This window comes from Brevibacterium sanguinis (genome assembly GCF_003315415.1).
GTDB classification, from domain to species: domain Bacteria; phylum Actinomycetota; class Actinomycetes; order Actinomycetales; family Brevibacteriaceae; genus Brevibacterium; species Brevibacterium celere_A.
On the sequence record NZ_QNSB01000014.1, the window covers coordinates 38,928 to 62,427 of the forward strand.

Annotated in this window: 21 protein-coding genes and 1 riboswitch; of the genes, 12 read left to right on the forward strand and 9 right to left on the reverse strand. The window is 69.2% G+C overall.

Annotated features, from left to right (window positions below):
* Positions 1–217: 217 nt before the first annotated feature.
* The 4 genes from DFO65_RS15465 to DFO65_RS15480 all read left to right on the forward strand — a co-directional run bounded on the left by DFO65_RS15465 (position 218) and on the right by DFO65_RS15480 (position 4,175).
* Entirely contained in the window at positions 218–607 is a 390-nt protein-coding gene (locus tag DFO65_RS15465) for an MmcQ/YjbR family DNA-binding protein (protein ID WP_113905348.1), read from the forward strand.
* 83 nt (positions 608–690) lie between these two features.
* Positions 691–2,415, forward strand: a complete 1,725-nt coding sequence (locus DFO65_RS15470) for an amidase (protein ID WP_113905349.1) — start codon at positions 691–693, stop codon at positions 2,413–2,415.
* A gap of 143 nt (positions 2,416–2,558) precedes the next feature.
* A complete protein-coding gene (locus tag DFO65_RS15475) occupies positions 2,559–3,344 on the forward strand; it encodes an isocitrate lyase/PEP mutase family protein (protein ID WP_113905350.1) in 786 nt (261 codons plus the stop codon).
* 66 nt (positions 3,345–3,410) lie between these two features.
* Complete coding sequence (locus DFO65_RS15480) at positions 3,411–4,175, forward strand: VOC family protein (RefSeq protein WP_113905351.1); 765 nt, start codon at positions 3,411–3,413, stop codon at positions 4,173–4,175.
* A gap of 63 nt (positions 4,176–4,238) precedes the next feature.
* Here the strand turns inward: DFO65_RS15480 and DFO65_RS15485 are convergent, their stop codons facing one another.
* Positions 4,239–6,380: a RecQ family ATP-dependent DNA helicase gene (locus DFO65_RS15485; protein WP_113905352.1), complete on the reverse strand. Its 2,142-nt coding sequence runs from the start codon at positions 6,378–6,380 to the stop codon at positions 4,239–4,241.
* A gap of 48 nt (positions 6,381–6,428) precedes the next feature.
* Positions 6,429–6,902: a hypothetical protein gene (locus DFO65_RS15490; RefSeq protein ID WP_113905353.1), complete on the reverse strand. Its 474-nt coding sequence runs from the start codon at positions 6,900–6,902 to the stop codon at positions 6,429–6,431.
* Positions 6,903–7,113: 211 nt separating this feature from the next.
* Between DFO65_RS15490 and DFO65_RS15495 the strand changes: the two genes are divergently transcribed.
* Positions 7,114–7,701, forward strand: a complete 588-nt coding sequence (locus tag DFO65_RS15495; RefSeq protein ID WP_113905354.1) for a TetR/AcrR family transcriptional regulator — start codon at positions 7,114–7,116, stop codon at positions 7,699–7,701.
* Positions 7,702–7,782: 81 nt separating this feature from the next.
* Here the strand turns inward: DFO65_RS15495 and DFO65_RS15500 are convergent, their stop codons facing one another.
* A complete protein-coding gene (locus DFO65_RS15500) occupies positions 7,783–8,691 on the reverse strand; it encodes an ArgP/LysG family DNA-binding transcriptional regulator (RefSeq protein ID WP_245940822.1) in 909 nt (302 codons plus the stop codon).
* A gap of 69 nt (positions 8,692–8,760) precedes the next feature.
* Here DFO65_RS15500 and DFO65_RS15505 point away from each other — a divergent pair, with 69 nt between their 5' ends.
* Both DFO65_RS15505 and DFO65_RS15510 read left to right on the forward strand, forming a co-directional pair.
* A complete protein-coding gene (locus DFO65_RS15505) occupies positions 8,761–9,360 on the forward strand; it encodes a LysE/ArgO family amino acid transporter (protein ID WP_113905355.1) in 600 nt (199 codons plus the stop codon).
* A gap of 107 nt (positions 9,361–9,467) precedes the next feature.
* Positions 9,468–10,229: an AAA family ATPase gene (locus DFO65_RS15510; RefSeq protein WP_220151306.1), complete on the forward strand. Its 762-nt coding sequence runs from the start codon at positions 9,468–9,470 to the stop codon at positions 10,227–10,229.
* Positions 10,230–10,246: 17 nt separating this feature from the next.
* Here the strand turns inward: DFO65_RS15510 and DFO65_RS15515 are convergent, their stop codons facing one another.
* Positions 10,247–12,424, reverse strand: a complete 2,178-nt coding sequence (locus DFO65_RS15515) for a YhgE/Pip domain-containing protein (RefSeq protein ID WP_113905356.1) — start codon at positions 12,422–12,424, stop codon at positions 10,247–10,249.
* A gap of 63 nt (positions 12,425–12,487) precedes the next feature.
* On the reverse strand, positions 12,488–13,315 hold the full coding sequence (locus DFO65_RS15520) for an ATP-binding cassette domain-containing protein (RefSeq protein ID WP_113905357.1): 828 nt from the start codon (positions 13,313–13,315) through the stop codon (positions 12,488–12,490).
* A gap of 256 nt (positions 13,316–13,571) precedes the next feature.
* On the opposite strand from DFO65_RS15520, the gene DFO65_RS15525 reads away from it, so the two are divergent.
* A complete protein-coding gene (locus DFO65_RS15525) occupies positions 13,572–14,651 on the forward strand; it encodes a tellurite resistance/C4-dicarboxylate transporter family protein (protein ID WP_113905358.1) in 1,080 nt (359 codons plus the stop codon).
* Between the two features lie 155 nt (positions 14,652–14,806).
* Here DFO65_RS15525 and DFO65_RS15530 read toward each other — a convergent pair whose 3' ends face one another.
* The 3 genes from DFO65_RS15530 to DFO65_RS15540 form a co-directional block, all read right to left on the reverse strand.
* Positions 14,807–15,352: a DUF805 domain-containing protein gene (locus tag DFO65_RS15530; RefSeq protein WP_113905394.1), complete on the reverse strand. Its 546-nt coding sequence runs from the start codon at positions 15,350–15,352 to the stop codon at positions 14,807–14,809.
* A gap of 239 nt (positions 15,353–15,591) precedes the next feature.
* On the reverse strand, positions 15,592–16,893 hold the full coding sequence (locus DFO65_RS15535; RefSeq protein WP_147233379.1) for an MFS transporter: 1,302 nt from the start codon (positions 16,891–16,893) through the stop codon (positions 15,592–15,594).
* The gene (locus DFO65_RS15540) at positions 16,890–17,369 is read right to left on the reverse strand and encodes a MarR family winged helix-turn-helix transcriptional regulator (protein ID WP_113905396.1); all 480 of its coding nucleotides are present in this window, start codon (positions 17,367–17,369) and stop codon (positions 16,890–16,892) included. Before DFO65_RS15540 ends, DFO65_RS15535 begins: the two co-directional genes overlap by 4 nt.
* A gap of 108 nt (positions 17,370–17,477) precedes the next feature.
* A riboswitch (FMN riboswitch) is annotated at positions 17,478–17,607 on the forward strand.
* A gap of 113 nt (positions 17,608–17,720) precedes the next feature.
* Here DFO65_RS15540 and ribD point away from each other — a divergent pair.
* The 4 genes from ribD (at position 17,721) to ribH (ending at position 21,538) form a co-directional block, all read left to right on the forward strand.
* Positions 17,721–18,779, forward strand: coding sequence for a bifunctional diaminohydroxyphosphoribosylaminopyrimidine deaminase/5-amino-6-(5-phosphoribosylamino)uracil reductase RibD (ribD, locus tag DFO65_RS15545; RefSeq protein ID WP_245940823.1), 1,059 nt, complete (start codon positions 17,721–17,723; stop codon positions 18,777–18,779).
* Positions 18,780–18,839: 60 nt separating this feature from the next.
* The gene (locus DFO65_RS15550) at positions 18,840–19,643 is read left to right on the forward strand and encodes a riboflavin synthase (RefSeq protein WP_113905359.1); all 804 of its coding nucleotides are present in this window, start codon (positions 18,840–18,842) and stop codon (positions 19,641–19,643) included.
* The gene (ribB, locus tag DFO65_RS15555) at positions 19,636–20,991 is read left to right on the forward strand and encodes a 3,4-dihydroxy-2-butanone-4-phosphate synthase (protein WP_113905360.1); all 1,356 of its coding nucleotides are present in this window, start codon (positions 19,636–19,638) and stop codon (positions 20,989–20,991) included. Before DFO65_RS15550 ends, ribB begins: the two co-directional genes overlap by 8 nt.
* Positions 20,992–21,061: 70 nt before the next feature.
* The gene (gene ribH, locus DFO65_RS15560) at positions 21,062–21,538 is read left to right on the forward strand and encodes a 6,7-dimethyl-8-ribityllumazine synthase (RefSeq protein WP_113905361.1); all 477 of its coding nucleotides are present in this window, start codon (positions 21,062–21,064) and stop codon (positions 21,536–21,538) included.
* A gap of 73 nt (positions 21,539–21,611) precedes the next feature.
* Here the strand turns inward: ribH and poxB are convergent, their stop codons facing one another.
* The gene (poxB, locus tag DFO65_RS15565) at positions 21,612–23,327 is read right to left on the reverse strand and encodes a ubiquinone-dependent pyruvate dehydrogenase (protein WP_113905362.1); all 1,716 of its coding nucleotides are present in this window, start codon (positions 23,325–23,327) and stop codon (positions 21,612–21,614) included.
* Positions 23,328–23,500: the final 173 nt, after the last annotated feature.

Here is a 23,500-nt window from a genome sequence, read left to right on the forward strand (position 1 = left end):
CCCGGAAGGGGGATATCGGGCTGCCGCAACCGGGCGGTAGGGCTGCCGTGTCCGGGCTTCGGCTGCATGGGGGCTGAAAGAACCCTGTGCGGACGACCTCGCCTCGATCCTAGGGTTCGCGGGTAGGCGCTCGCACGGGTGTTTTCCCCCGCATCCGACCGGGGGTTCGGCTTCCCGTAGCCGACCACGAGCAGCCTCGCTCGCCTACACTGCGGTCATGGCCCATGAGCGCATGTTCGACCCCGACGACCCGCTGCTCCATTGGTTCCGATCCCTGGCGCTGGCGCTGCCGGGCGCCCAGGAGAAGATCTCCCACGGGCGCCCGGCCTTCTACACCGTGAAGATCTTCGCGGTCTTCGGCGCGGCGGAGAAGCTCCGACCTGCGGGGATGGAGCAGCACCCCCATGCCATGATCATCAAACCGGACCCGATCGACGTCGATGTCCTCCTCGAGCGCGAGGAGGCCTTCCGTCCCGCCTATTTCGGCCCGTCCGGCTGGGTCGGGCTCGAACTCGAGGCCCTCACCGAGGCGGAGGTGCGCGAACTCCTCGTCGACTCGCATCGCCAGACCGCTCCGACCCGCCTGCGCCGGCTGCTCGACGACTGAGCCGCTCGACTGCGGATTCCGTCGTGCCTCACGACCGTGCGTGGGCCATACTGTTAGCCAGAACCTGCACGGAGGGAACGAGGATGACGAAGTTCGATGTTGTCGAGGCATCAATCGCGACGCTGCGCCAGGCGCTCGAGGACGGCACCACCACCTCGGTGGAGCTGGTCAGGGCCTACCAGGAGAGGATCGAGGCCTACGACAGGCCCGGCACCGAGACCGCACTCAACTCGGTGATCGTCGACAACCCGGACGCCCTCGCCGAGGCGGCCGCCTCCGATGAGCGACGCGCCCGCGGGGAGACCCTCGGCCCCCTCGACGGGATCCCCTACACCGCGAAGGACAGCTACATGGTCGCCGGGCTGACCGTGGCCTCCGGTTCGCCGGCGTTCGCCGACCTCGTCGCGCAGAAGGACGCCTTCACGATCGAACGACTCCGGGCCGCGGGCGCCGTGTGCCTCGGCCTGACCAACATGCCGCCGATGGCCAACGGCGGCATGCAGCGCGGGCTCTACGGCCGTGCCGAGAGCCCCTACAACGCCGACTGGCTGACCAGCGCCTTCGCCTCGGGCTCCTCGAACGGTTCGGGAACGGCGACGACGGCGAGCTTCGCGGCCTTCGGCCTCGGCGAGGAGACCTGGTCGTCGGGACGGGCGCCGGCCTCCCACAATGCGCTCATCGCCTACACCCCGTCCCGTGGCGTCATCTCGGTCCGCGGCAACTGGCCCCTCGTGCCGACGATGGACGTCGTCGTCCCCCACACCCGGACGATGGCCGACCTCTGCGAAGTCCTCGACGTCATCGTCGCCGACGATGCGCAGACCCGCGGCGACTTCTGGCGCGTCCAGCCCTGGGTCGAGATCCCGCGGGCCTCCGACGTGCGCCCGTCGAGCTACCTCGACCTTCTGCCCGGCAGCCGGGAGGAGGCGACCGCCACGCTCAAGGGCAAGCGCCTCGGCGTTCCGAGGATGTACATCAACGCCGACGACGAGGCGGGAACGAACCCCGCCGGCGGAATCGGCGGGCCCACCGGGCAGCAGGTCGAGACGCGCGCCTCGGTGATCGCGGCCTGGGAGGCCGCCCGCCGCGACCTCGAGGCCGCCGGCGCCGAGGTCGTCGAGACCGACTTCCCGGTCGTGAGCAACTACGAGGGCGACCGCCCGGGAGCGCCGACGATCAGGACCCGCGGGCTCGTCACCTCGGAGTACCTCGACCGCGAGATCAACGACCTCTCCGCCTGGGCCTGGGACGACTTCCTCCGGGCCAACGGCGATCCGAACCTCAGCACCCTCGCCGAGGTGGACGGCTCCCTGATCTTCCCCCACCCCGAGGGGGCGCTGCCCGACCGCTACACGGGCTTCGACGACGACATCGCGACCTATCCGCAGCTGGTCAGGGACCACCCCTACGAGTCGATGACCGACATCCCCCTCCTCGAATCCGGGGTCAGGGGGCTCGAGGAGACGCGGCGGATCGACCTCGAGGAGTGGATGGACGAGCTCGGCCTCGACGCCGTGGTCTTCCCGGCGATGGCCGACGTCGGACCGGCCGACATGGACGTCAACGAGGCCTCGGCCGATCTCGGCTGGAGGAACGGGACGTGGGTGGCCAACGGCAATCTGGTGCCGCGTCATCTGGGCATCCCCTCGGTGACGGTCCCGATGGAGACGATGGCCGACACCGGCATCCCCGTCGGCCTGACGATCGCGGGACGCGCGTGGGACGACACTGCGCTCATCGAGCTCGCCGCGGCCTTCGAGGCCACCGGTGATCGCCGCGAGGTGCCGCCGCGCACTCCGCGCCTCTGACCCTCCCGGATCGTCAGACGATCCCGGCGACGGCGTCGTCCGGCGTCGCCATCGTCTGACGATCCGGGCGGATTCTCTGTAACATTCGGGTGAACTGCGGGCGTTCGCGTGCATCGGACGGCGATCGGTGCCACAGTGAGGGAATGACTGATTTCCCGCTGCTCGCCGAACGTGCCGCCGCTCTGCTCGAAGCCCATCACGCGGGTCATCCTCTTGTTCTGCCGACCGTGTGGGATGCATGGTCGGCGCGCGCCGTCGTGTCGGCGGGGTTCACCGCCATCAGCGTCGGCTCCCATCCGCTCGCCAACTCCCTCGGCGCCGAGGACGGCGAGTCGATGAGCCTCGAGCAGGCTCTCGAGGGCATCTCCCGCATCACCGCCTCGGTGGACGTGCCGGTCACCGCGGACCTCGAGTCCGGCTACGACACTCCCGCCCCTGATCTCATCGCCGGTCTCCTGACCGCCGGCGCCGTCGGCGTCAACATCGAGGACACGGTCCACAGCGAGCAGAGGCTGCGCACGGCCGAGGAGCACGCCCAGTACATCTCGGACCTGCGCCGCGCCGCCGAGGCGCAGCGCGTGCACGTCGTCATCAACGCCCGCACCGATGTGTTCAAGCATGCCCGCGACTTCTCCGATCCCACCGCCGAGGTGGTGCGGAGGCTGAATCTGTGCGCCGAGGCCGGTGCCGACTGCGTCTACCCCGTGGCGATGCCGAGCAGGGATGAGCTGCGATCCGTGCTCGCTCAGGTGACGCTTCCCCTCAATGTCACCGCCCACCCCCTGGCCGGGGCGATCCCCGACGGGCTCGACCTCGCCGCACTCGCGGAGCTCGGGGTCGGCCGCGTGACCTTCGGGCCCCTCCTCCAGGCCGCGATGCAGCAGGACTTCGCGGAGTTCACGACGAACTGGCACCCCGCCACGAACTGACAGCCACCGGCTCCACCCGGGACGGGCCGCGACGACGCGGCCGATCACAGAGGAAGAGGAAGCACGATGCCCGAGAACGCACGCCAGGGACAGCCGGTCTGGATCGACTATGTGTGCCAGGACCTCGACACGGCGAAGGGATTCTATTCGACGGTGTTCGGCTGGGACATCATCGACCAGGGCCCCGAGTTCGGCCACTACCACCAGATCCTCAAGGGAGAGACGCCCGTCGGCGGCTTCATGCGGGCGATGACCATGGACGGCTCCCCCAACCCCTCGATCCCGACGAGCTGGACGACCTACCTCCACGCCGACGACATCGAGGTCACCTACACGGCAGCGGTGGGCGCCGGTGCGGCAGCCGTCACTCCTCCCATGGCTGTGGGCCCGCTCGGGCAGATGGCGGTCGTCACCGACCCCACCGGAGCAGGTGTGGGACTGTGGCAGCCGAGGGAGTTCTCCGGCTTCGAGACTCCGCTGACCCCGGGCACCCCGGTCTGGTTCGAGCTCATGACCGTCGACTACCAGCGCGCCACCGAGTTCTACCGCGACGTGTTCGCGTGGGACCTGGCTCCCATGCCAGGTGACTTCTCGTACGCCACCCACGGGTCGGGAGTGAGCGCCGTGGCGGGAATCTGCGATGCCCGCCGGTGGACCACGAGCTCCTACTGGCGGGTCTACGTCAACGTCGAATCCGCCGACGACGCGGCGAGGACGATCGTCGACCTCGGCGGACAGCTGCTCGACGGTCCGGAGGACACGCCGTTCGGCCGCATCGCCACGGTCGCCGATCCGGAGGGCGCGCGGTTCCAGCTCCACCAGAACCTGTGAATCGCTGAGCCGGACGCTCCCGGGCGCGCCAGGCGGTCCGCCCGGACTCCCCGATGTCCGATCTCAGGCCCGCAGGGCGAGGGCGAAGGGCAGGACCGCACGGGCACCGGCCTGCCGGAGCAGGCGAGCGGCGATCGTCATCGTCCAGCGCGAGACCACCTCGTCGTCGACGAGGAGGACCGCGCGGCCGGACACCGCCTCCCCGACCTCGGGCGGGACGACGAAGGCGTCGTGGAGATCCTTGACGCGGAAGGCGCTGTTGACGTCCGGACTGCCGTAGTCGCGGACCTGGAGGAGCTCGCCGGCGTCGACCAGCCGCCCGGCTGCGGCCAGGTTGGCCGCCAACGACCTCACCGTGATCGGCCTCCTGGCGCTCGGCAGCGAGACGACCGCCTCGGGGCGCCGGCTCCAGTCCCATTCCCTGAGCACGTCGAGGCACCACTGCCCGATCCGGGCCGGGACCTCGGCGTCGGGGGCGGAGGGGTCGAGGAACTCGCGGAGCGCCTGCCCCTGCCCGAGGTCACTGAGCCGGGCGATCGCGCGGCCCTCCTCGGCGAGCTCCTCGGCGGGGATCCGCCCTTTGAGGGACACGCCGATGCTCGCCAGACCGCTCGGCCACGTGCTCCGGGGTTCGATGGGCAGGCCGACCCGGTGCAGTGTGCCCGCCGTCGCGTCCCTGCTCTCGGCGGAGATCTCCGTCGACCACCACACGCCCGCGCAGTTGTCGCAGCGTCCGCACGGCTGCGGGTCGGGGTCGTCGAGCTGGCGGATGAGGAACTCCATCCGGCACCCGGCGGTCGTTTCGTAGTCGAGCATCGCCTGCGCCTCGGCGGCGCGCACGGCCGCGACCTTCTCGTAGCGCTCCTCGTCATACGTCCAGCCGCGGCCGGTGGAGACATAACCGCCCTTGACCTTGTCCACGGCGTCCTCAACCTCGAGCGTCTTGAGCAGCAGCTGCAGGCGGGATCGCTTCGTCCCGACGAGGGTCTCGAGGCGGGCCACGGACAGTGGGGCGTCCGCCTCGTCGAGGGCGCGCAGCACGGCGGCCGCGTCGTGCCGGTTGGGCATCGAGGCGGTCGCGAAGTACTCCCAGATCCGCTCGTCCTCGGGGCCGGGCAGGAGGAGGACGTCGGCGGAGTCGGTGGCGCGTCCGGCGCGCCCGACCTGCTGGTAGTAGGCGACGGCGGAGGACGGCGCTCCGATGTGGACGACGAAGCCGAGGTCGGGCTTGTCGAATCCCATCCCCAGCGCCGAGGTCGCCACGAGCGCCTTGATCCGGTTGTCCTTGAGCTGCTGTTCGAGCTCGGCGCGCTCCTCGGCGTCGGTGCGGCCGGTGTAGGCGCGCACCTCATGCCCCTGGTCGCGGAGGATCCTCGTGATGTCCTCGGCGGCGCTGACCGTGAGGGTGTAGACGATCCCCGACCCGGTGAAGTCGCCGAGGTGACCGGCGAGCCAGGCGATGCGCTCACTCGCGTCGAGGCCCGGCAGGACCCCGAGGCGCAGCGAATCGCGGGCGAGCTCGCCGCGCACGACGCTCGTGTGGTCGCCGAGCTGTTCGGCGACGTCGGCGACGACACGCGAATTGGCGGTGGCCGTCGTGGCGAGCACGGGAGTGTCGGCGGAGAGCTCGTGGAGGATGTGCCCGATCCGCCGGTAGTCGGGCCTGAAGTCGTGCCCCCAGTCGGAGATGCAGTGCGCCTCGTCGACGACGATGAGGCCGAGGAGCTGCATGAGCCGCGGCATGATCTCGTCCCGGAACTGCGGGTTGTTGAGCCTCTCCGGCGACACGAGCAGCACGTCGAGGCTGCCCGCCCGCAGCTCGTCGATGACGCCGTCCCATTCCGTGACATTGGAGGAGTTGAGCGTGGCCGCCCGGACTCCCGCCCGCTGCGCCGCGGCGATCTGGTCGCGCATGAGGGCGAGCAGCGGGGAGATGATGAGGCTCGGGCCGGTGCCGGCTGCGCGCAGCAGTCGGGTGGCGACGAAGTAGACGGCCGATTTCCCCCACCCGGTGCGCTGGACGACGAGCACCCGTCGCTTCCCGACGACGAGGTCGTGGATGGCCTCGAGCTGACCGTCGCGGAACCGGGCCTCGGGGTTCGCGGTGAGCTCGGCGAGGACGGCCTGCGCCTGTGCTTCGAAGTCGGCCGGCACCGGCGCGGAAGCGTGCTCGCGGGGTACTGTGGACGGGGTCGCTGAAGACATGGGCCCAGTCTAGGGGCCGCCCCTGACGCAGGTGCGTGGGATTCCCGCTCAGCGCAGGGCGAGGTTGATGCCCAGGGTCGCGAGGACTCCGAAGACGACGCCCCAGAGGATGATCGAGATGATCTGCCAGACGGCGACGGCGTTGCGATTCGCCCCGAAGCCCACCATCGCCATCGAGGTGATCTGCGAGGGCAGGACGGTCTGGCCGAGCAGGGACACTCCGGGCACTCCGAACCGGTCGAACATGCGCTTGAGGCGCCGGCGCTTCGGCGTGACCTCGGTCGTCCTGTTCTTCGTGGCCCGATCCCGCAGGGCACCGGCGCCGTAGACGAGTGCGAGCATCGAGATGACGTTGCCGATGATCGCCATGAGGATCGCGAGGACGGGGTTGAGGCCGATCGCGACGCCGATGACGGCCCCGAAGTACGACTCGACGAAGGGGATCGCGGAGACGAGCAGGACTCCTGCCCATCCCAGCCAGTCGGGGAACGAGTCCGCGAAGGTCTGGATGCTCTCGATCATGGGGGCTCCGATCTCTGTGGGGAATCGTGGTCGTCGGGTGACGGCCGACGGAGACGGCATCGTTCCGCCGGCTCACCGTGATGCGTCGTCGTCGGCTTTAGTACACTGTACCAGTACAGCGTGCCAACCGTCGACACCGTCACCGTGGGCACTGTCCCCGAACGGATCGCACGCGGCTTAAGCTGAGGGCAGACAGTGGAGAGGAGGGGACGTGTCACGACGCGACGACATCATCGCCGCAGCGATCCGACTGGCCGAGCGCTCGGCGCCGGGACATGCGAACCTCAGTGTCCGCGCGGTCGCGAAGGAGGCCGGGATCGGCGCCTCGACCCTGCGCCACTACTTCCCGACCCAGGCCGATCTCCACGAGGCCGTGGTCCGCAGCTCCCTCGACATCGCGATCGACGACTTCTCGATCGACGACTCCTCCCGCGATCCCGCCGAGCGGCTCTACGAGTGCTGCGCGCAGTTCCTGCCCACCCATGAGCACCGGGACGCGCAGCTCGAGCTGTGGTTCAGCATGCACGTGAATGCCCTAGGCCCCGAGAAGCGGGCCCAGGCCCTGCGGCTCCTCCGCTACGGCCACGATCTCAGCTACTCCTGCCTCCACCGGTGGCTGGGAGTCCTCGCCGAGGAGGGCCACCTCTCCCCCGCCGAGGTGGCTCCCGCCGCGACCGGCCTCTTCACGCTCATCGACGGGCTCAGCCTCCACGCGATCGTCACCCCGGAGCGGATGACGGTCGATGCCGTCCATGAGCAGGTCCGGTGGATGATCGACAGGATCCTCGACCGCGGCTGACCGGCCGCGCCCACTGCGGGGCCGACCGACAACGAGGATCGTCGTGATGGGGCAGCCGTGATTCGGCCCGTCGGCGCCGGCTCAGCTCATCGTCGCCGCCGCACGGTGGAGCGCGGCGGTGAGTCGAGCGAGCTTCTCCGAGGCGAGCGTCCAGCGATGCCAATAGAGCGGCACGTCGGCGAAGGGGGTCGCGGTGATCCGCACAAGATCGGATCGCGCCTCGAGACGGTCGAGCTGCATGACGGGGATCAGCCCCCACCCCACCCCTGCGGCGACCGCGTGGGCGAACTCCCATGAGCTCGGCACGACCGACACCGGAGGGGCGGCGGCAATGCCTGCCCGGGCGAGGAAGTCGAGCTGGAGATCGTCGTCGTGACCGAACTTCACCATCGGCATCGACCTGAGGTCCACCTCGGCGCCGGAGCCGAAGCGCTCCGCGAGTCCGCGCGTGGCGACCGCGACGTAGCGCATGGTGCCGAGCCTCTCCACGCGGGTCCCGTATCCCCGTCGGCTCGCCGAGGTGACGGTGCCCAGCACATCGCCCGAGGTGAGCAGTGGCAGCGCCTTGTCCTGGTCGACGACCTCGATCCGGATGACGATGTCGTCCCAGCTCGCCACCTCGGCGAAGACCGGGCGGAACCACGTCGACAGGGAATCGGCGTTGACCCCGATGCGCAGCAGCGTCGGTGCAGGACGGGGACCGGGGCCGGGGCCCGCAAGGGCGTCCGCGCCGATCGCCAGGCCGTGCAGCCGGTCGATGGTCTCCGATTCGAGCAGCTCGATCTCCCGCGCGTACTTGAGGACCGCCTCCCCCGCCTCGGTGACGGTGATCGGATTGGTCCGGCGGATGAGCACCTGGCCGAGGCGGGACTCCAGAGCCCGGATCCGCTGGCTCGTCGCCGAGGCGGTGATGCCGAGGACGAAGGCGCCGCCTTCGACGGTGCCCTCGTCGACGACGGCGGCCAGCGCCCTGACATGCTCGATGTTCATGAAGACATTCTGCATCAGATGAAGATCCATTTCCTTTGCTTATCCCACCCCGCGTCCTAGTCTGAGCTGGTGCTCACTCATCTCATCAGCGGGGTCCTCGCGGGCTGGTCCCTCATCATCGCCATCGGCCCGCAGAACGCCCTCGTCCTGCGTCAGGGGATCCGCCGCGAGCACCTCGGCGCGGTCCTGAGGATCTGCATCGTCTCCGACATCCTGCTCATCGGCGCGGGCACGGTGGGCATCGGCGCGATCGTCCTCGTCGCCCCGTGGGCACTCGAGGTCCTGCGGTGGCTCGGCGTGGGCTACCTGCTGTGGTTCGCCTGGGGAAGCCTGCGCTCGGCCCGTCGCGCCTCGGGCCTCGAGGCCGACTCCGCTCAGCGCAGCCTCGGCGCCGTCGTCACGACGACACTGGCCCTGACTTTCCTCAATCCAGGGGTGTACCTCGACACCGTCGTCATGCTCGGCAATCTCGCCAACCAGCAGGGACCGGGCGGAGTGCTCCCCTTCTCAGTCGGCGCGATGCTCGGCTCCCTCATCTGGTTCCTCGCCATCGGACACGGGGCCCGAGCACTGTCCGGGCACCTCGCCAAGCCCCGCGTGTGGCAGGTCCTCGACGTGCTCATCGCGGTCGTCCTCATCATCCTCGCCGTACGGCTGGCACTCGGCTGAGGGCATGGTCGCCGGCCGCGACTGCTCGGTCGAGCCACAGCGGCGCGAGCGGCACTCGATCGGCGGCCGCGGAACCCGTGTCCGCACCGCCGGGTAGGGTCCCGACCATGGACTCACCACGACATTCGGACCGGCCCACGTGGGGTCTACCGGAGCAGCCCGCGTGGGGGCTGCCGCTGCGCTCGGTGACCAGGCACGCCCATGCCCCGCCGTCGCTGAGCCCCTGGCTGCAGAGCCTCCCGATGGTCGACGACATCCTCAGGGGCTTCGACTTCGCGCCGACGACGATCTTCGTCGGTGAGAACGGGTCCGGGAAGTCGACGCTCATCGAAGCGCTGGCCGAGGCGCTCGGGCTGCCCCGCGGAGGCGGGTCCGCCTGGGAGGTGCGTGACCACGTCGAGGATCCGCCGGAGCTCAGCGAGCATCTGCAGATCGTGCGCGGAGCTGCCGCGCCCCGGGGCGGGTTCTTCCTCCGCGCCGAGACCATGCACGAGAACATGGCCTATCTGCTCGGGGTCGGCGCGCCCCGGGCGCACGCGTACGCCTCGCAGTCCCATGGCGAGATGTTCATCGAGATGCTCTCGGCGGACTTCCTCGACCACGGGCTGTGGATCCTCGACGAGCCAGAGAGCGCCCTCTCCTTCACCACCTCGCTCTCCCTCCTCCAGCTCATCCGGGAGCGGGAACGGACCGGACGCCAGACGATCATGGCCACCCATTCGCCGGTCCTCGCCAGCGCGGAGGGAGCGAAGCTCGTCGAGGTCGGCGAGTGGGGACTGCGAGAGGAGGAATGGGAGCGACTCGACATGGTCGACCACTGGCGCAGGTTCCTCACGGACCCGCGTCGGTACACCCGATACTTCGACTGACGAGCCGCCTCAGCGTCCTACAGCGACAGGCTCGGGTGGAGCTGGGTGAGCGTCACCATCCGCTTCCTGCTGCAGGTCCACACGGTCGCGAGCAGGAAGATCACCGTCATCAGCGCCAGCACGAGCGCCGACTGCGCCGCGATGACCATGTCGCCGCCGGCGATGAGCGTGCGCAGGCCGGTCACCGCGTGGGTCATCGGCAGGAACGGCGAGATCGCCTGGAAGATCGGCGGCGCGGTCTGCACGGGATAGGTTCCGCCCGCCGAGGCGATCTGGATCATCAGCAGGACCAGCGCGACCAGCCTGCCGACGCCGCCGAGGAGGGCGACGCAGAACTGATGGACCGCGTGGAAGCTCGCGGCGATGAGGACGGAGAACAGCAGGGTCCAGGCCCAGGCCCCGGCGGAGAAGTCGAGGGCGAAGGCGAGCACGGCGTAGAGCACCGCCACCTGGGCGATGCCGAAGAGCAGCCCGGGCACATAGCCGGCCCAGGCGATCCGCGTCGACTTCGCCGAGGACGCGAGCGCCCGGTATGGGATCGCGTTGATGACCATGTAGGTGATCATTCCGCCGATCCACAGCGCCAGCGAGACGAAGAACGCGGCCAGACCCTCACCATAGGCGTCCACGGCGTTGTCCTTGACCTTGTCGGCATCGACGGGAACGGCGACGACGTCGGACCGGTGCTCACGATCGGCCTTGTCGTAGGTCGGGATCTGCTCGAGCCCCTCCTGGAGCCCGTCCGCGAGCTCCCCGGAGCCGTCGACGAGCCGTCCCGCGCCCTTGTCGAGATCGGTCGACCCCTGTGCCAGCTGGGAGGAGCCGTCCTTCAACGCCGCCGCCCCGTCGACGGCCTGCTTCGTGCCGTCCTTGAGCGCGACGGCTCCGTCGTTGAGCTTCCCGGCTCCCTTCGCCAGCTCCCCGGCTCCGGAGTCGAGGGTCTTCAGGCCCGAGTGGAGGTCGTCGGCGCCCGAGGCGACCTGCTGGGCACCGTCGTCGAGCTGGCCGATCTTCTCATCGGCGTCCTCGATCTGGCCCATCACGTCGTCGACGGCCTTCGTCACCGGCTCCTCGAGATCCCGCGCCTCGTCGGCGGCACGTGAGGTCCGTTCGTGTGCGGCGTCGAGGTCCTCGCCGAGGCTGGTCATCTCCTCGGCGAGCTTCGCGACATTCGGATCGTCCGGGTAGTCCTTCTGCAGCTGCGCGATCCTCTCGTCCATGTCCCCGCGCACCGAGGTGCGAGCGGAGTCGAAGTCCTCCTCGGCCCTGCTCAGCTTCGGACGCGCCCCGTCGACGAGGTCACCGGCCCGATCCCGCAGATCCTCGGCACGGTCCGTGGCGGTGTCGGCGACATCGCGCAGCGCCGACGTGCCGTCGGCGACCTGGGACGCCCCGTCGGCGAGCGTCTTCGCTCCCTTCTCGGCCTCTCCAGTGCCGCGGGAGAGTTCGTCGGCGCCCTTCTTGAGGTCACCGGTGCCGGTCACGAGGCGGCCCGCGCCGTCGTCGAGGTCACCGAGGCCCTTGCCCAGTTCGCCGACGCCGCGATCGAGGTCGTGGGCTCCCTGGGCGAGAGTGCCGGTGCCGTCGTGGAGCTCGACGGCTCCGTCGTTGAGCTGGTGGGCGCCGTCGGCCGCCTTCTCCGTCGAGGAGTGGATGTCGTTGAAGCCGACGTAGACCTGGGAGACGTACTCGGAGGTGGTCGTCTCATTGAGTCCCGACCTGATCTCGCTGAGCACCGTTCCGGCCAGTTGGCCGACGATGAAGTTGTGGGCGTCGTCGGTGCGCAGTTCGAGTCCGGCCTGCTCGGGATCGTCGCCGCCGGTGGAGACGAGCCGCTCCGAGAAGTTCGCGGGGATCTCGAGGATGGCGAAGTACCTGCCCTCGGCCAGGCCCTCGTCGGCTTCCTCGGCGGTCGTCTCCCGCCAGTCGAACCCGCCCTCGCCTTCGGGCGTGATCGTGTCGACGAGTTCGTCGCCGGCGTTCATGGTCTCCCCGTCGGAATTCGGCTTCTCGGCGCCCGTGTCATGGTTGACGACGGCCGCCTGCAGCCGGTCGAGGTGGTCCGTCGGCGCCCAGTTCGATGCGAGGTAGAGCCCGCCGTAGATCGCCGGGATGACGGCGACGACGATGATCGCCAGCCGGGTGATGGTGTGCCTCTTGAAGCGAGTGAGTTCCAGCCAGGGCAGGGAGAACATGGTGACTTCACCTTCAGCGGATCGGGGGATGAGAGGAGATGGTGGGCACTGTGGCCTCAGCCTTCAACCGAGGTCGCATTCGAGGACCGAGGCGGGGCTGATCTCTGACTCGAGAGCCTCGAGGACGAGGCCGACGTCGCCTGAGTCCTCGCAGGACACGACCAGGGTCAGCGGGGAGTCCGGGTCGCGTTCGCGCCGCAGCTCCTGGTAGATGAGCAGCCCGGCCCAGGCCCGTGCCCGGTCCCGGCGTTCGCGCAGGAAGTCGATGTTGTCGAGCACGATGACGGGCGGCCGGGAGAGGCTGGCGAGAGAGAACTCGAGGAGGAACTTCTGCAGTTCGCTGAGCTCGGAGACGAAGGTCGCCCCCTCGGCGTCGATGAGGAAGTCGGCGTCCTCGGCGTCGGAGGCCGAGAACGTGCCCGCAGGCAGTCGGTCGACGACCTCCGTCGCCGAGGCGATCGTGTCCCGGATCGTCCCGATGACCTCGTGCAGGGTGGACTTCGAGACCCATGGCTTGTACCAGGGCTGGAGCATGATGAGGCGCTCGGCGAGGTGCTGGGCGACGGTGAAGTCCTTCTCCAGGTCGGTCAGCCCGGCGACGTGTCCGACGGCGACCTGTGAGCGCACCGCCCGTGACTGTCGCCTGATGTCGTACTCGCCGATGCGACCGGTGCCGCGGGTGACTTTCATCCTGCCGGCCAGCGACAGCAGCAGGGAAGTCTTCCCGCTGCCCGCCGGTCCGCGGACGATCGCGACGGATCCGGCGGGGATGTCGAGGTCGACGTCGGCGAAGACATCACCCTGCTTGCCGGACATCGCCCAGTCACGCACCCGGATCGCTCCGGATCCAAGGCCTGGTGCCTCGGCACCTGCGCTCTCGTGGCTGACCATATCTTCCGCTCCCCACAGGATCTGCCTGCATCGACCGCTCACCCGCGCGTCAGACGAGAGACCGGAAACGGGCGGGCGAACAGAGTGACAAGTTACTCGACAGTAACTCTAGTCGCCGAAGCTGAGAATCCGCTTGGGATCTCGTGTGTCGGCATTCATACCCTAGCGGCTTCCGGCAGGCCGCCGTCCACTCGATCCTGCTGCCGCGAGCGCCGAGCGGGCGGAGACGACGGTCCTCAACGTAGGATCGATGACCATGGGAAGATCCGCAGCCGAGTCCAGGCCCTGGGGCCTGGGTCCCGCCACGGTTCCGCCTGGCTGCTTCGCTTCGGTGATGGCCACCGGCATCATGGCCGTCGGCGCGCACCTCAAGGGGCTCGACATCCTGTCGATCGCCCTGTTCTTGGTTGCCTGCGTACTCTACGTCTTCTTCCTCGTGCTCATGGCCTGGCGGGCCGTGGCCCATCGCGAGGCGATGATCGCCGACCTCCACGACCCCGGCAAGGCGTTCGGCTTCTTCACCTTCGTCGCGGCCACGAACGTACTGGCCACGGCGCTCGAGGGAATCGGTCGCGTGCTGCCCGGAATCGTCCTCTTCACCGTGGGCCTCTCCGCCTGGGTCGTCCTCGGCTACCTCGTCCCCTTCGGGGCGATCCTCACCTCACGCTCGCGTCCCGTCCTCAGGAGGGTCAATGGGACGTGGTTCGTCTGGTGCGTGGCCACGCAGTCGGTCGCGGTTGTCGCGACAGGATTGGCTCAGCAGGTCGCACACGGACACGGGCCCACCGCACTCGGCGCGGCGCTCTCACTCATCGCGATCGGCGCGTGGGCGGTCGGAGTGGGACTCTATGCACTGTGCGCGGTCTTCGTCAGCCTGCGCGCCCTGCTCTACCGGCTCGGCCCTGACGATCTCGATGCTCCGTATTGGGTGACGATGGGCGCGCTGGCGATCTCGATCGTCGCTGGATCGCGCATCGTCGTGCTCGACGAGACACCGATGCTCAGCGTCACCCTGCTGCTCATCTCGGGCTCCTCGGCGGCTCTGTGGGCCTTCGCCACCTGGCTCATTCCCGCCCTGCTGCTCGCCGGCTGGTGGCGGCACGTCCATCACCGGGTGCCGATGCGCTATTCGGCTGAACTGTGGAGCATGGTCTTCCCTTTGGGAATGTACTCGGTGGCGAGCATGTACCTCGGGGAAGCAGAATCGATCCCCATCGCCGCCTGGATCGGCGGGCACTGGTACTGGGTCGCGCTCGGAGTCTGGGCGACCGTCTTCTGCGCTATGACCGCGATCGCTCTCCTCAGCCGTTCCGGACGTCGCACTGCATCCGCCTGAGCGGACACCCCCGCCGACCGACCGAGGGTCATTCTGAATCGAGACGACGCCGCCTCGTCCGCTGCAGTTCAGACTTCTCGACGTGGAGCTGCAGCGGACGAGGCGGCGGCGGGGCGGATTGAGCCCGGAGAGGACTCAATCACCCTCCGAGTCGCTCAGGCTCGGACGTCGAAGCGCTGACCCTCGGGCTTGGGCGGCATGAGCATGAGGACGAGCACGATGAGCGAGCCGACGCTCGGGATGAGGTTGAGGAAGAACAGGGGCCCGGGGAAGTTCGCGTCGTGGAGCCTGCGCCAAGATACAGCGAGCCATGGGACGAGGACAGCGAGGCCGATGAGGCCGCCGAGGACGACACCGATGATCATGATCATCGAGCCCGGACCCGATGCGGCATCAACCGCAGCACTGGACGCGTAGGGATCGTACGGGTCGACGCTCGCCGCGGAACCGGCCAGCATGGCTCCGCCGATGCCGATGAGGATGCCGGGGACCAATTGCAGCAGGAACGTGAAGAGAGCGACCCACCAGTACTCGCTGCGGGAGGCACGGCCCGAGAATGTCGCGTACTTCTTGAAGAAGCGCTTGACGGCCTGACCGAATTTGGCGCCATAGAGAGGCAGGGACAGATCGTCGGGATTCGTGGCACCGGCGATGGCGGCGCCGGGTCCGGCGGGGTATGCGGGATTCGCGTCGTAGGACATAGCGACCTTCTGGTTGATGTGCACGGATGCTGCCGTGGCCCGGATCCTCGCGGATGCCGACACCAGCCTGACAGCGAGTCCATTGTTGCATCACAGAAGCCTGAGAGTCGCGTGATCCCGGCAGATATGTCGAGACTGTGACAAACACTGCAGAACCGTCATACTTCGCACATCCCGCGCCTCAGCACCGACGACCCCTGCGGAACCGGGTTCCGCAGGGGTCGTCGGCAGCCCGAGTCTCAGGCGTCTCCCCCGGTCAGCGCGTAGGCCTCGTCGAGCGGCGCCTCCTCGAGGTGACCGTCGACGCGGCGCAGCGCCGTCCAGCCGAGGCCGAGCACGACGATCGAGGCGAGCACGGCACCGGCGCCGAAGAGGTAGGGCGCACCGGCGCTGATCGACTCGGAGACCGCTCCGGCGACCATCGGGGCGATGGCTCCGCCGAGGAACCGCACCCCCGAATACGTGCCCGAGGCGACCGGGCGCGGCAGCTCGCTGACCTCCATGACCGATTCCGTGAACACGGTGTTGAGCACGCCGAGCAGCAGGCCCGCGGCGATGACGCAGACGATGATGCCGACGAACGAGTCGACGAGGAATGCCATGGCAGCCAGCAGCGCTGCCAGCAGGACGAGGGTGAGGACGAGGCTGCGACGGCGGCCGATCCTCTTCGTCAGCAGCGGCGCTCCGAACACCGAGGTGACGGCGAGGCACACACCCCACCCGAAGAAGACCCAGCCCAGGCCCATCGCGCCGAAGTCCTCCATGCCGCGGGCGTGTGCGGCGGCTTCGACCGGGAACGGGCTGTAGGCGAGGAGGACGAAGAACCCGAAGTTGTAGAGCAGCGCGGCGATCCCCAGCGTCGCGATGCCGGGATGGGCGAGCGCCCGGAAGGTGGCGCCGAGGCCGATGCGCTCCCCGCCCGCCGAGGCGATGGATCCGGTCCTGCCGCTCGGCAGCAGCACCATGATCGCGATGAACCCGATGGCCATGAGCACGGCGGTGCCGAAGAACGGGCCGCGCCAGGAGATCCCTCCGAGCAGGCCGCCGAGCAGCGGACCGGTCGCGATGCCGATGCCCAGCGCCGCCTCGTAGAGGATGATCGCCTTGTCGGCACCGCCCGAGGCCGCCCCGACGATCGTCGACAGGGCGGTGGAGATGAAGAGCGCGTTGCCGAGGCCCCATCCTGCGCGGAAGCCGATGATCTGGTCGACCGTGCCCGAGAGTCCGGCGAGCGCGGCGAACGCGACGATGAGGATGAGTCCGATGAGCAGGGTGCTCTTCGCGCCGATGCGCGAGGACACGAAGCTCGTGAAGAACATCATGCCGCCGGTGATGAAGAGGTAGCTCGTGAACAGCAGCATCGACTGCGCGGGCGAGGCGTCGAGCTCCGCCGAGATCGCCGGGAGGATCGGGTCGACGAGCCCGATCCCCATGAAGGCGATGACGCAGGCGAATGCCACCGCCCAGACTGCTCGGGGCTGCCGGAGGACGGATGCCTGTCCGTCCCGGCCTGCGCTTGTGCTCTGTCTGTCTGTGCTCACGTGCTCGGTGTTCCCTTTCTCGATTCTGAGGTGTCCCGGTCCACCGGGTGCTGGTCGGCGAGGTACTCGGTGACGAGACCGAGTGCCCTGTCCACGCCCACCCGCTCCTCGGCGGACAGCGATCGGAAGTACGGCTCCATCTGCTCGGCGACGAGCGAGCGATGCCCTGCCAGGCGCTCGCTGCCGGCCTCCGTGAGGGAGAACTGGGACGCTCGCCTGTCGGCCTTGCTCGCGGAGCGCTCGACCAGTCCCTCGGACTCCAATCCGGCCAGGATCTTCGTCGCGGCCGGCTGGGAGCAGAGGTAGCCCTGGGCGAAGTGCCCGACGCGCACCGGCTGGTACTGCTCGACGACGGCGAGCGCGCGCAGCGAGTTGAGGTCGCTCTCGTTGCCGATGACCCGGCGCACGGCCCTGGTCAGGCGCGACGAGACGACGACCAGACGCGAGACGAGCTCGCCCGGATCCACATCTTCCATAACTCATTTATATACCTTGGTTATGTACTTTTGCAAGCGGTATCGCGGAGTCCGGGCGCAGCCGTCGTCTCGTGGAATCGCGGCACGTCGGCGTGTTAGTCTGTGCTCAATATGTTCCGGGGACGGTGAAATTCCGTGCCGGCGGTGACAGTCCGCGACCTGGGTGCACGTCGTGCACCCGGTTGACTCGGTGGAATTCCGAGACCGACAGTAAGAGTCTGGATGGGAGGAACATGGCGACCACGGTCGACTGATCGAGCACTGTCAGCAGTGCCGGCCAGGATTCCGCGGCACCGTGCACATTGCACCCGCAATCTCCTCCCTCCCGGTTCGAGCTGGGAGGTTTTTTCAATGGGTGCGGAGTTCTCCGACCACGAGACCGCTGCGATGGCGGCGGCCCTGCGTGCTGCCCGCCGCGGCCACCGGGGGGCGAACCCTCTCGTCGGAGCGGCGCTCCTCACTGCCGACGGCCGAACCGTGACCGGATTCCACGCCGGTGCCGGCGCACCTCATGCCGAGGTCGACGCGATCGCCGAGGCCCGCCGCCTCGGCGTCGACCTCTCCTCATCGACGCTGTTCGTCACCCTGGAACCCTGCTCGCATCGGGGTCGCACCGGCCCCTGCACGCAGGCGATCCTCGACGCCGGGATCCCCGAGGTCGTCTTCGCGCTCCCCGATTCCCATGCCATCGCCTCCGGTGGCGGAACTCTCCTCGCCGAGGCGGGGGTGCGCGTCCGCTCGGGACTCGGACGGGACGAATCGGCGGCGCTCAACGCCCGCTGGCGCCTCGCCGTGGGCACCTCCCGCCCGTTCGTCACCGCGAAGATCGCGCAGAGCCTCGACGGGCGCGCGGCTGCGGCTGACGGGACGAGTCAGTGGATCACCTCGGCGCAGTCGCGCGAACACGCCCACCTCCTGCGGTCACGAGTCGGAGCGATCATCGTCGGCACGGGAACCGCCTCGGCGGACAATCCCCGGCTCAGCGCCCGCGATGCCGACGGACGCCTGCTGGCATCCCAGCCGCTGCCCGTCGTCATCGGCGTCTCGTCCCTGCCCGCCGCCTCCCACCTGGCCCGCAATCCCAAGACCCTGCATGTGCGCACCCGCGACGTCCACGCCGCGCTCAGTGAACTCGACGCGCAGGGCATCGAGCACGTCCTCGTCGAAGGAGGGCCGTCCCTGCTCGGCTCGTTCTTCGCCGCCGGGGTCGTCGACGAGGTCTTCTGCTACCAGGCACCGACGATCCTCGGCCCCGGGCGCTCCTCGCTCGAGGGACTGTCGATCTCCACCCTCGCCGAGTCGATCAGCCTGGTCCCGGACGACACGGCCGAGCCCGCCGTGTCCCGGCTGGGACCCGACGTGCTCCTCCACTTCGCGCCCGCACCGCCGGCTCCGACCTTCGCCATCTGACCTCCGCACGCCCGGCAGCCGGCTCTCTCATCCATCCGCATCAACCGCACAGGAGGACACGTGTTCACCGGAATCATCGAACGCCTCGGTCGCGTCGAGGCCATCGAGCTCGGCGCCGACTCGGCCGTCATCACGATCGACGCGGGTGACCTCGTCGCCGATCTCGACCTCGGCGGCTCCCTGGCCGTCAACGGGGTCTGCCTGACCTCGATCCGCGCCGCGGATGCGACCGGCGCTGACCCCGCAGGCGCGGCTGCCGCCTCCGCGGCGGGGAGCGATGCGGATGCGGCCGGCGCTGCCCCCTCGGCGGCGGGACGCTTCCGGGCCGAGGTCATGGGCGAGACCCTGCGGCTGACCGGGATCGGATCCCTGGAGGTCGGCGACGAGGTCAACCTCGAACGCTGCACCCCGGCCTCCGGTCGCCTCGACGGGCATGTCGTCCAGGGCCACGTCGACGGCTGCGGTCAGCTGCTCAGCCGCACCGACCACGACGACTGGTCGACGCTGCGCATCGGCATCCCGAACGAGCTCGCCCCCTACACCGCCGTCAAGGGATCGATCGCTCTCAACGGGGTCTCGCTCACCCTGACCGCGGTCTCCGCGCCGCACGAGGCGAGCTCCTGGGTCGAGGTCGGGCTCATCCCCGCCACGCTGACCCACACCACGTTCGGGAGACTGCCGATCGGCGCTCCCGTCAACATCGAGGTCGACGTGCTCGCGAAGTACACGGCGCGCCTGCTCTCGTTCCGCACCCCCACGATCTCCCCGCTCACGGGCGGGCCCGCGTCCGCCGGCGTCCACACCGTCGCCGGCTCCGCGTCCCTCTCCGCCACCCCTACCGCACAAGGAAACGACCATGTCTGACACCACCCCCGACCGCCCCGGCGAGGAGCAGCCCGCGCGCGACGTCTCCGACCAGGCGCAGCCTGTCGGCTCCACCACGGCAAAGACCGTCGGCACCGGTGCCGGCGCGGGCAGCGGACTCGATCCGATCGAGGCCGCCATCGCGGAGATCTCCGCCGGTCGCCCCATCGTCGTCGTCGACGATGAGGACCGCGAGAACGAGGGGGATCTCATCATCGCCGCCGAGTTCGCCACCGCCGAGACGATGGGCTTCTTCGTCCGCTACACCTCCGGCGTCATCTGCGCCCCGATGGAGGCCGATCGCGCCGCGGCACTCGCCCTGCCGCCCATGGTCACCGACAATGAGGACCCCAAGGGGACCGCGTACACGATCAGCTGCGACGCCGTCGGGGTGACCACCGGCATCAGCGCCGCCGAACGCGCCCTGACCGGGCGGGCGCTGGCGACGGCCGACCCCGACCCGGCGGCGATCACCCGCCCGGGCCACGTGTTCCCGCTCATCGCCAAGTCCGGCGGGGTGCGCGAGCGCCCCGGTCACACCGAGGCCGGGGTCGAGCTCTCGCGCCTGGCCGGCGCCCAGCCCGTGTCGATGATCGCCGAGGTGGTCCACGACGACGGTTCGATGATGCGCTTCGACGCCCTGCGGGAGTTCGCCACGGCGCACGGTCTGGTCATGGTGTCGATCGAGCAGCTCGTCGAGTATCTCGAGGAGACCGATGGCCGCCCCGCCGTTCCGAAGGATCTGCCCGCCGAGGTGCCGCTGCCGACGAAGTACGGCACCTTCACGGCCCGCGCGTTCACCGTCGACGGTCACGACCACCTCGGCGTCTACACCGGTCTCGACCTGGAGAACGCCTCACGCTCGGACTCCGGATCCGCTCCGGCTCCGCTCGTGCGGGTGCACTCCGAGTGCCTGACCGGCGATGTGTTCGGCTCCTATCGCTGCGACTGCGGGGAGCAGCTCGAACTCGCCCTGTCGCTGATCGCCGAGCAGGGCGGGGCCGTCGTCTACCTCACCGGGCACGAGGGGCGCGGGATCGGGCTGAGCAACAAGATCAAGGCGTACGCGCTCCAGGACTCGGGGCTCGACACGGTCGAGGCGAACCTGCGGCTGGGCTTCTACGACGACGTCCGCGACTACCGGGCAGCCGCCGAGTTCCTCCACGCCCTGGGACTGACGCGGATCCGGCTGCTGACGAACAACCCGGAGAAGACCCACGCCCTCGAGGCCCTGGGCATCACCGTCGAGGCGGTCGTGCCCATCGAGATCCCCGCCCGGCCGGAGAACTCGAAGTACCTCGCGACGAAGCGCAACCGCATGCACCACACGCTGACCCTCGCCGGGTGACTCGGGCCGACCGCCCGCACGACCCGACTTCATCTCGACCGCAGCATCCACCACGACCGAAGGAACACCCATGGCCCATTTCGGAGCACCCGACATCTCCCTCGACGCCCGCGACCTCTCGGTGGCGATCGTCGCCGCATCCTGGCACACGCAGATCATGGACGGCCTCGTCGCCGGCGCGCAGCGGGCCGCGGAGGAGGCCGGCGCCCAGACCACCCTCATCCGGGTGCCCGGCAGCTTCGAGCTGCCCGTGGCCGCCGCCCGCCTGGTCCCGCACTTCGATGCGGTCGTGGCGCTGGGCGTCGTCATCCGCGGTGGCACACCCCACTTCGACTACGTGTGCCAGGCGGCGACGGACGGACTCAACCGGGTCGCCATCGACTCCCGCACACCCGTCGGCTTCGGGGTCCTCACCTGCGACACCGAAGAGCAGGGTCTCGACCGGGCCGGTCTCGAGGGCTCCCGGGAGGACAAGGGGCACGAGGCGATGACCGCCGCCCTGGCCACCGCCCAGGTCCTCGCCGACTACCCGCTCACGCAAGCTTGATCACATTTGGTGCTATACATCTGATTCAAAACAGATGTATAGCACCAAATGTGATGGAAGTTCGGCGACGACCTCAGAACAGCTGGCGGATGTTCGAACGGGCGAGGTCGACGAGTTCGTCGCCGCGACCCGAGAGCACCGTGCGGATCGCGTAGAGCGCGAACCCCTTCGCCTGTTCGGCGCTGATCGACGGGGGCATCGACAGCTCCTGCCGCTCCGTGACGACGTCGAGGACGGCCGGTCCCCTGTGGGCGAGGAACTTCTTCACCGTCGCGGGCAGCTGGGAGGACTTCTCGACGCGGAATCCCCTGATCCCGACCGCCTCGGCGATGCCCGAGAAGTCGGGGTTGGACAGGTCGGTGCCGAAGTTGACGAATCCCGCGGCCTTCATCTCGAGTTCGACGAAGTTGAGCGACGAGTTGTTGTAGACGACCGCCTTGACGGGCAGGTCGTTCTGGGTGAGCGTGAGAAGCTCCCCCAAGAGCATCGCCAGACCGCCGTCCCCGGCCAGGGCGATGACCTGCCGGTCCGGGTGCGACGCCTGGACGCCCACGCTCTGGGACAGGGCATTGGCCATCGACCCGTGGCTGAAGGAGCCGATGAGTCGTCGTCGGCCGTTCATCCCCAGGTAGCGCGCCGCCCAGACGACGGGCGAACCGACATCGGGGATGAAGACGGCATCGTCATCGGCGAGATCGTCGATGAGCTTCGTCAGGTACTGCGGGTGGATCGTCCGCTTCGATGCCGAGGCGAGGTCGTCGAGGCCCTTGCGGGTCTTCGCGTAGTGCTTCGTCATCGCCTTGAGATGGGAGGAACTGCGGGACGAGTCGATGAGCGGCAGGAGCTCCCCGACGGTGTCGGCCACCGTCCCGACCAGGCCGATGTCGACCTTCGTCCGGCGACCGAGCTGGGCGCCGCGCACATCGACCTGGATGACTGTCGCGTCCTCGGGGTAGAACTGCTGGTAGGGCAGGTCGGTGCCGAGCATGAGCAGGGTGTCGCAGTCCTTGAGGGCGTGATATCCGGAGGAGAAGCCGAGCAGCCCGGTCATCCCGACGTCATACGGGTTGTCGTACTCGACGAACTCCTTGCCGCGCAGCGTGTGGACGATCGGGGCCTGCAGCTTCTCGGCGATCGCGATGAGCTCGTCATGGGCTCCCGCCGTCCCCGCGCCGGCGAGGATCGTCACCTTCCTGCTCGAGTTGAGCGCCTCGGCGGCCGCGGCGATCTGGGAGGACGCCGGGATCACGCGGGAGGGGTGGGCCCGGATCGCCTCGGCGCGGGCATCGATCTCCCGCAGCGCGACATCACCGGGGATGACGAGGACGGCGACCCCGCGCTTCTCCACCGCCTCCCGCATCGCGATGCGCAGGAGCCTGGGCATCTGCTCCGGTGTCGCGACGTGCTCGACGTAGACGCTGCACTCGCGGAACAGCTCGGTGGGGTGCGTCTCCTGGAAGTAGGTGGACCCGATCTCGTCGCTGGGGATGTGGGCGGCGATCGCGAGCACCGGGACGCGGGAGCGCTGCGCGTCGTAGAGTCCGTTGATGAGGTGGAGGTTGCCGGGGCCGCAGCTGCCGGCGCACACGGCGAGCTCCCCCGTCATCGCCGCCTCACCGCTCGCGGCGAAGGCGGCACCCTCCTCGTGCCTGACATGCACCCATTGGAGCTCGGGGTTGACGCGCAGGGCGTCGGTGAAACCGTTGAGGGAGTCCCCGGGGATGCCGTAAACCCGCTTGACCCCACTCGCGACGAGCGTATCGACGATGTTCCTGGCGACGGTCGGCATGAGCTTCCTTCCCTTGAAACATGGATCGCCGCCAGTCTAGACCCGTCCCGTGGCCGCGGTCCCGGGAGAGTCCGGACGTCGTTGCCGCGCGCGTGGGCTCCGCCTGTCCCGGACTGCCGTGCGGCCGACAGCGGTTGGGATGGTGTCGGTTCGGACGGTGCCGGTGCGGACTG

Excerpts from the sequence above, each read along its gene's own strand:
- DFO65_RS15510 (WP_220151306.1), top strand. The coding sequence starts at position 9,468 with ATGGACTCACCACGACATTCGGACCGGCCCACGTGGGGTCTACCGGAG.
- ribH (WP_113905361.1), top strand. The coding sequence starts at position 21,062 with ATGGCCCATTTCGGAGCACCCGACATCTCCCTCGACGCCCGCGACCTC.
- ribB (WP_113905360.1), top strand. The coding sequence starts at position 19,636 with ATGTCTGACACCACCCCCGACCGCCCCGGCGAGGAGCAGCCCGCGCGC.
- DFO65_RS15485 (WP_113905352.1), bottom strand. The coding sequence starts at position 6,380 with ATGTCTTCAGCGACCCCGTCCACAGTACCCCGCGAGCACGCTTCCGCG.
- DFO65_RS15520 (WP_113905357.1), bottom strand. The coding sequence starts at position 13,315 with ATGGTCAGCCACGAGAGCGCAGGTGCCGAGGCACCAGGCCTTGGATCC.
- DFO65_RS15540 (WP_113905396.1), bottom strand. The coding sequence starts at position 17,369 with ATGGAAGATGTGGATCCGGGCGAGCTCGTCTCGCGTCTGGTCGTCGTC.
- ribD (WP_245940823.1), top strand. The coding sequence starts at position 17,721 with ATGGGTGCGGAGTTCTCCGACCACGAGACCGCTGCGATGGCGGCGGCC.
- DFO65_RS15515 (WP_113905356.1), bottom strand. The coding sequence starts at position 12,424 with ATGTTCTCCCTGCCCTGGCTGGAACTCACTCGCTTCAAGAGGCACACC.
- DFO65_RS15470 (WP_113905349.1), top strand. The coding sequence starts at position 691 with ATGACGAAGTTCGATGTTGTCGAGGCATCAATCGCGACGCTGCGCCAG.
- DFO65_RS15500 (WP_245940822.1), bottom strand. The coding sequence starts at position 8,691 with ATGAACATCGAGCATGTCAGGGCGCTGGCCGCCGTCGTCGACGAGGGC.
- DFO65_RS15480 (WP_113905351.1), top strand. The coding sequence starts at position 3,411 with ATGCCCGAGAACGCACGCCAGGGACAGCCGGTCTGGATCGACTATGTG.
- DFO65_RS15530 (WP_113905394.1), bottom strand. The coding sequence starts at position 15,352 with ATGTCCTACGACGCGAATCCCGCATACCCCGCCGGACCCGGCGCCGCC.
- DFO65_RS15525 (WP_113905358.1), top strand. The coding sequence starts at position 13,572 with ATGGGAAGATCCGCAGCCGAGTCCAGGCCCTGGGGCCTGGGTCCCGCC.
- DFO65_RS15490 (WP_113905353.1), bottom strand. The coding sequence starts at position 6,902 with ATGATCGAGAGCATCCAGACCTTCGCGGACTCGTTCCCCGACTGGCTG.
- DFO65_RS15465 (WP_113905348.1), top strand. The coding sequence starts at position 218 with ATGGCCCATGAGCGCATGTTCGACCCCGACGACCCGCTGCTCCATTGG.
- DFO65_RS15475 (WP_113905350.1), top strand. The coding sequence starts at position 2,559 with ATGACTGATTTCCCGCTGCTCGCCGAACGTGCCGCCGCTCTGCTCGAA.
- poxB (WP_113905362.1), bottom strand. The coding sequence starts at position 23,327 with ATGCCGACCGTCGCCAGGAACATCGTCGATACGCTCGTCGCGAGTGGG.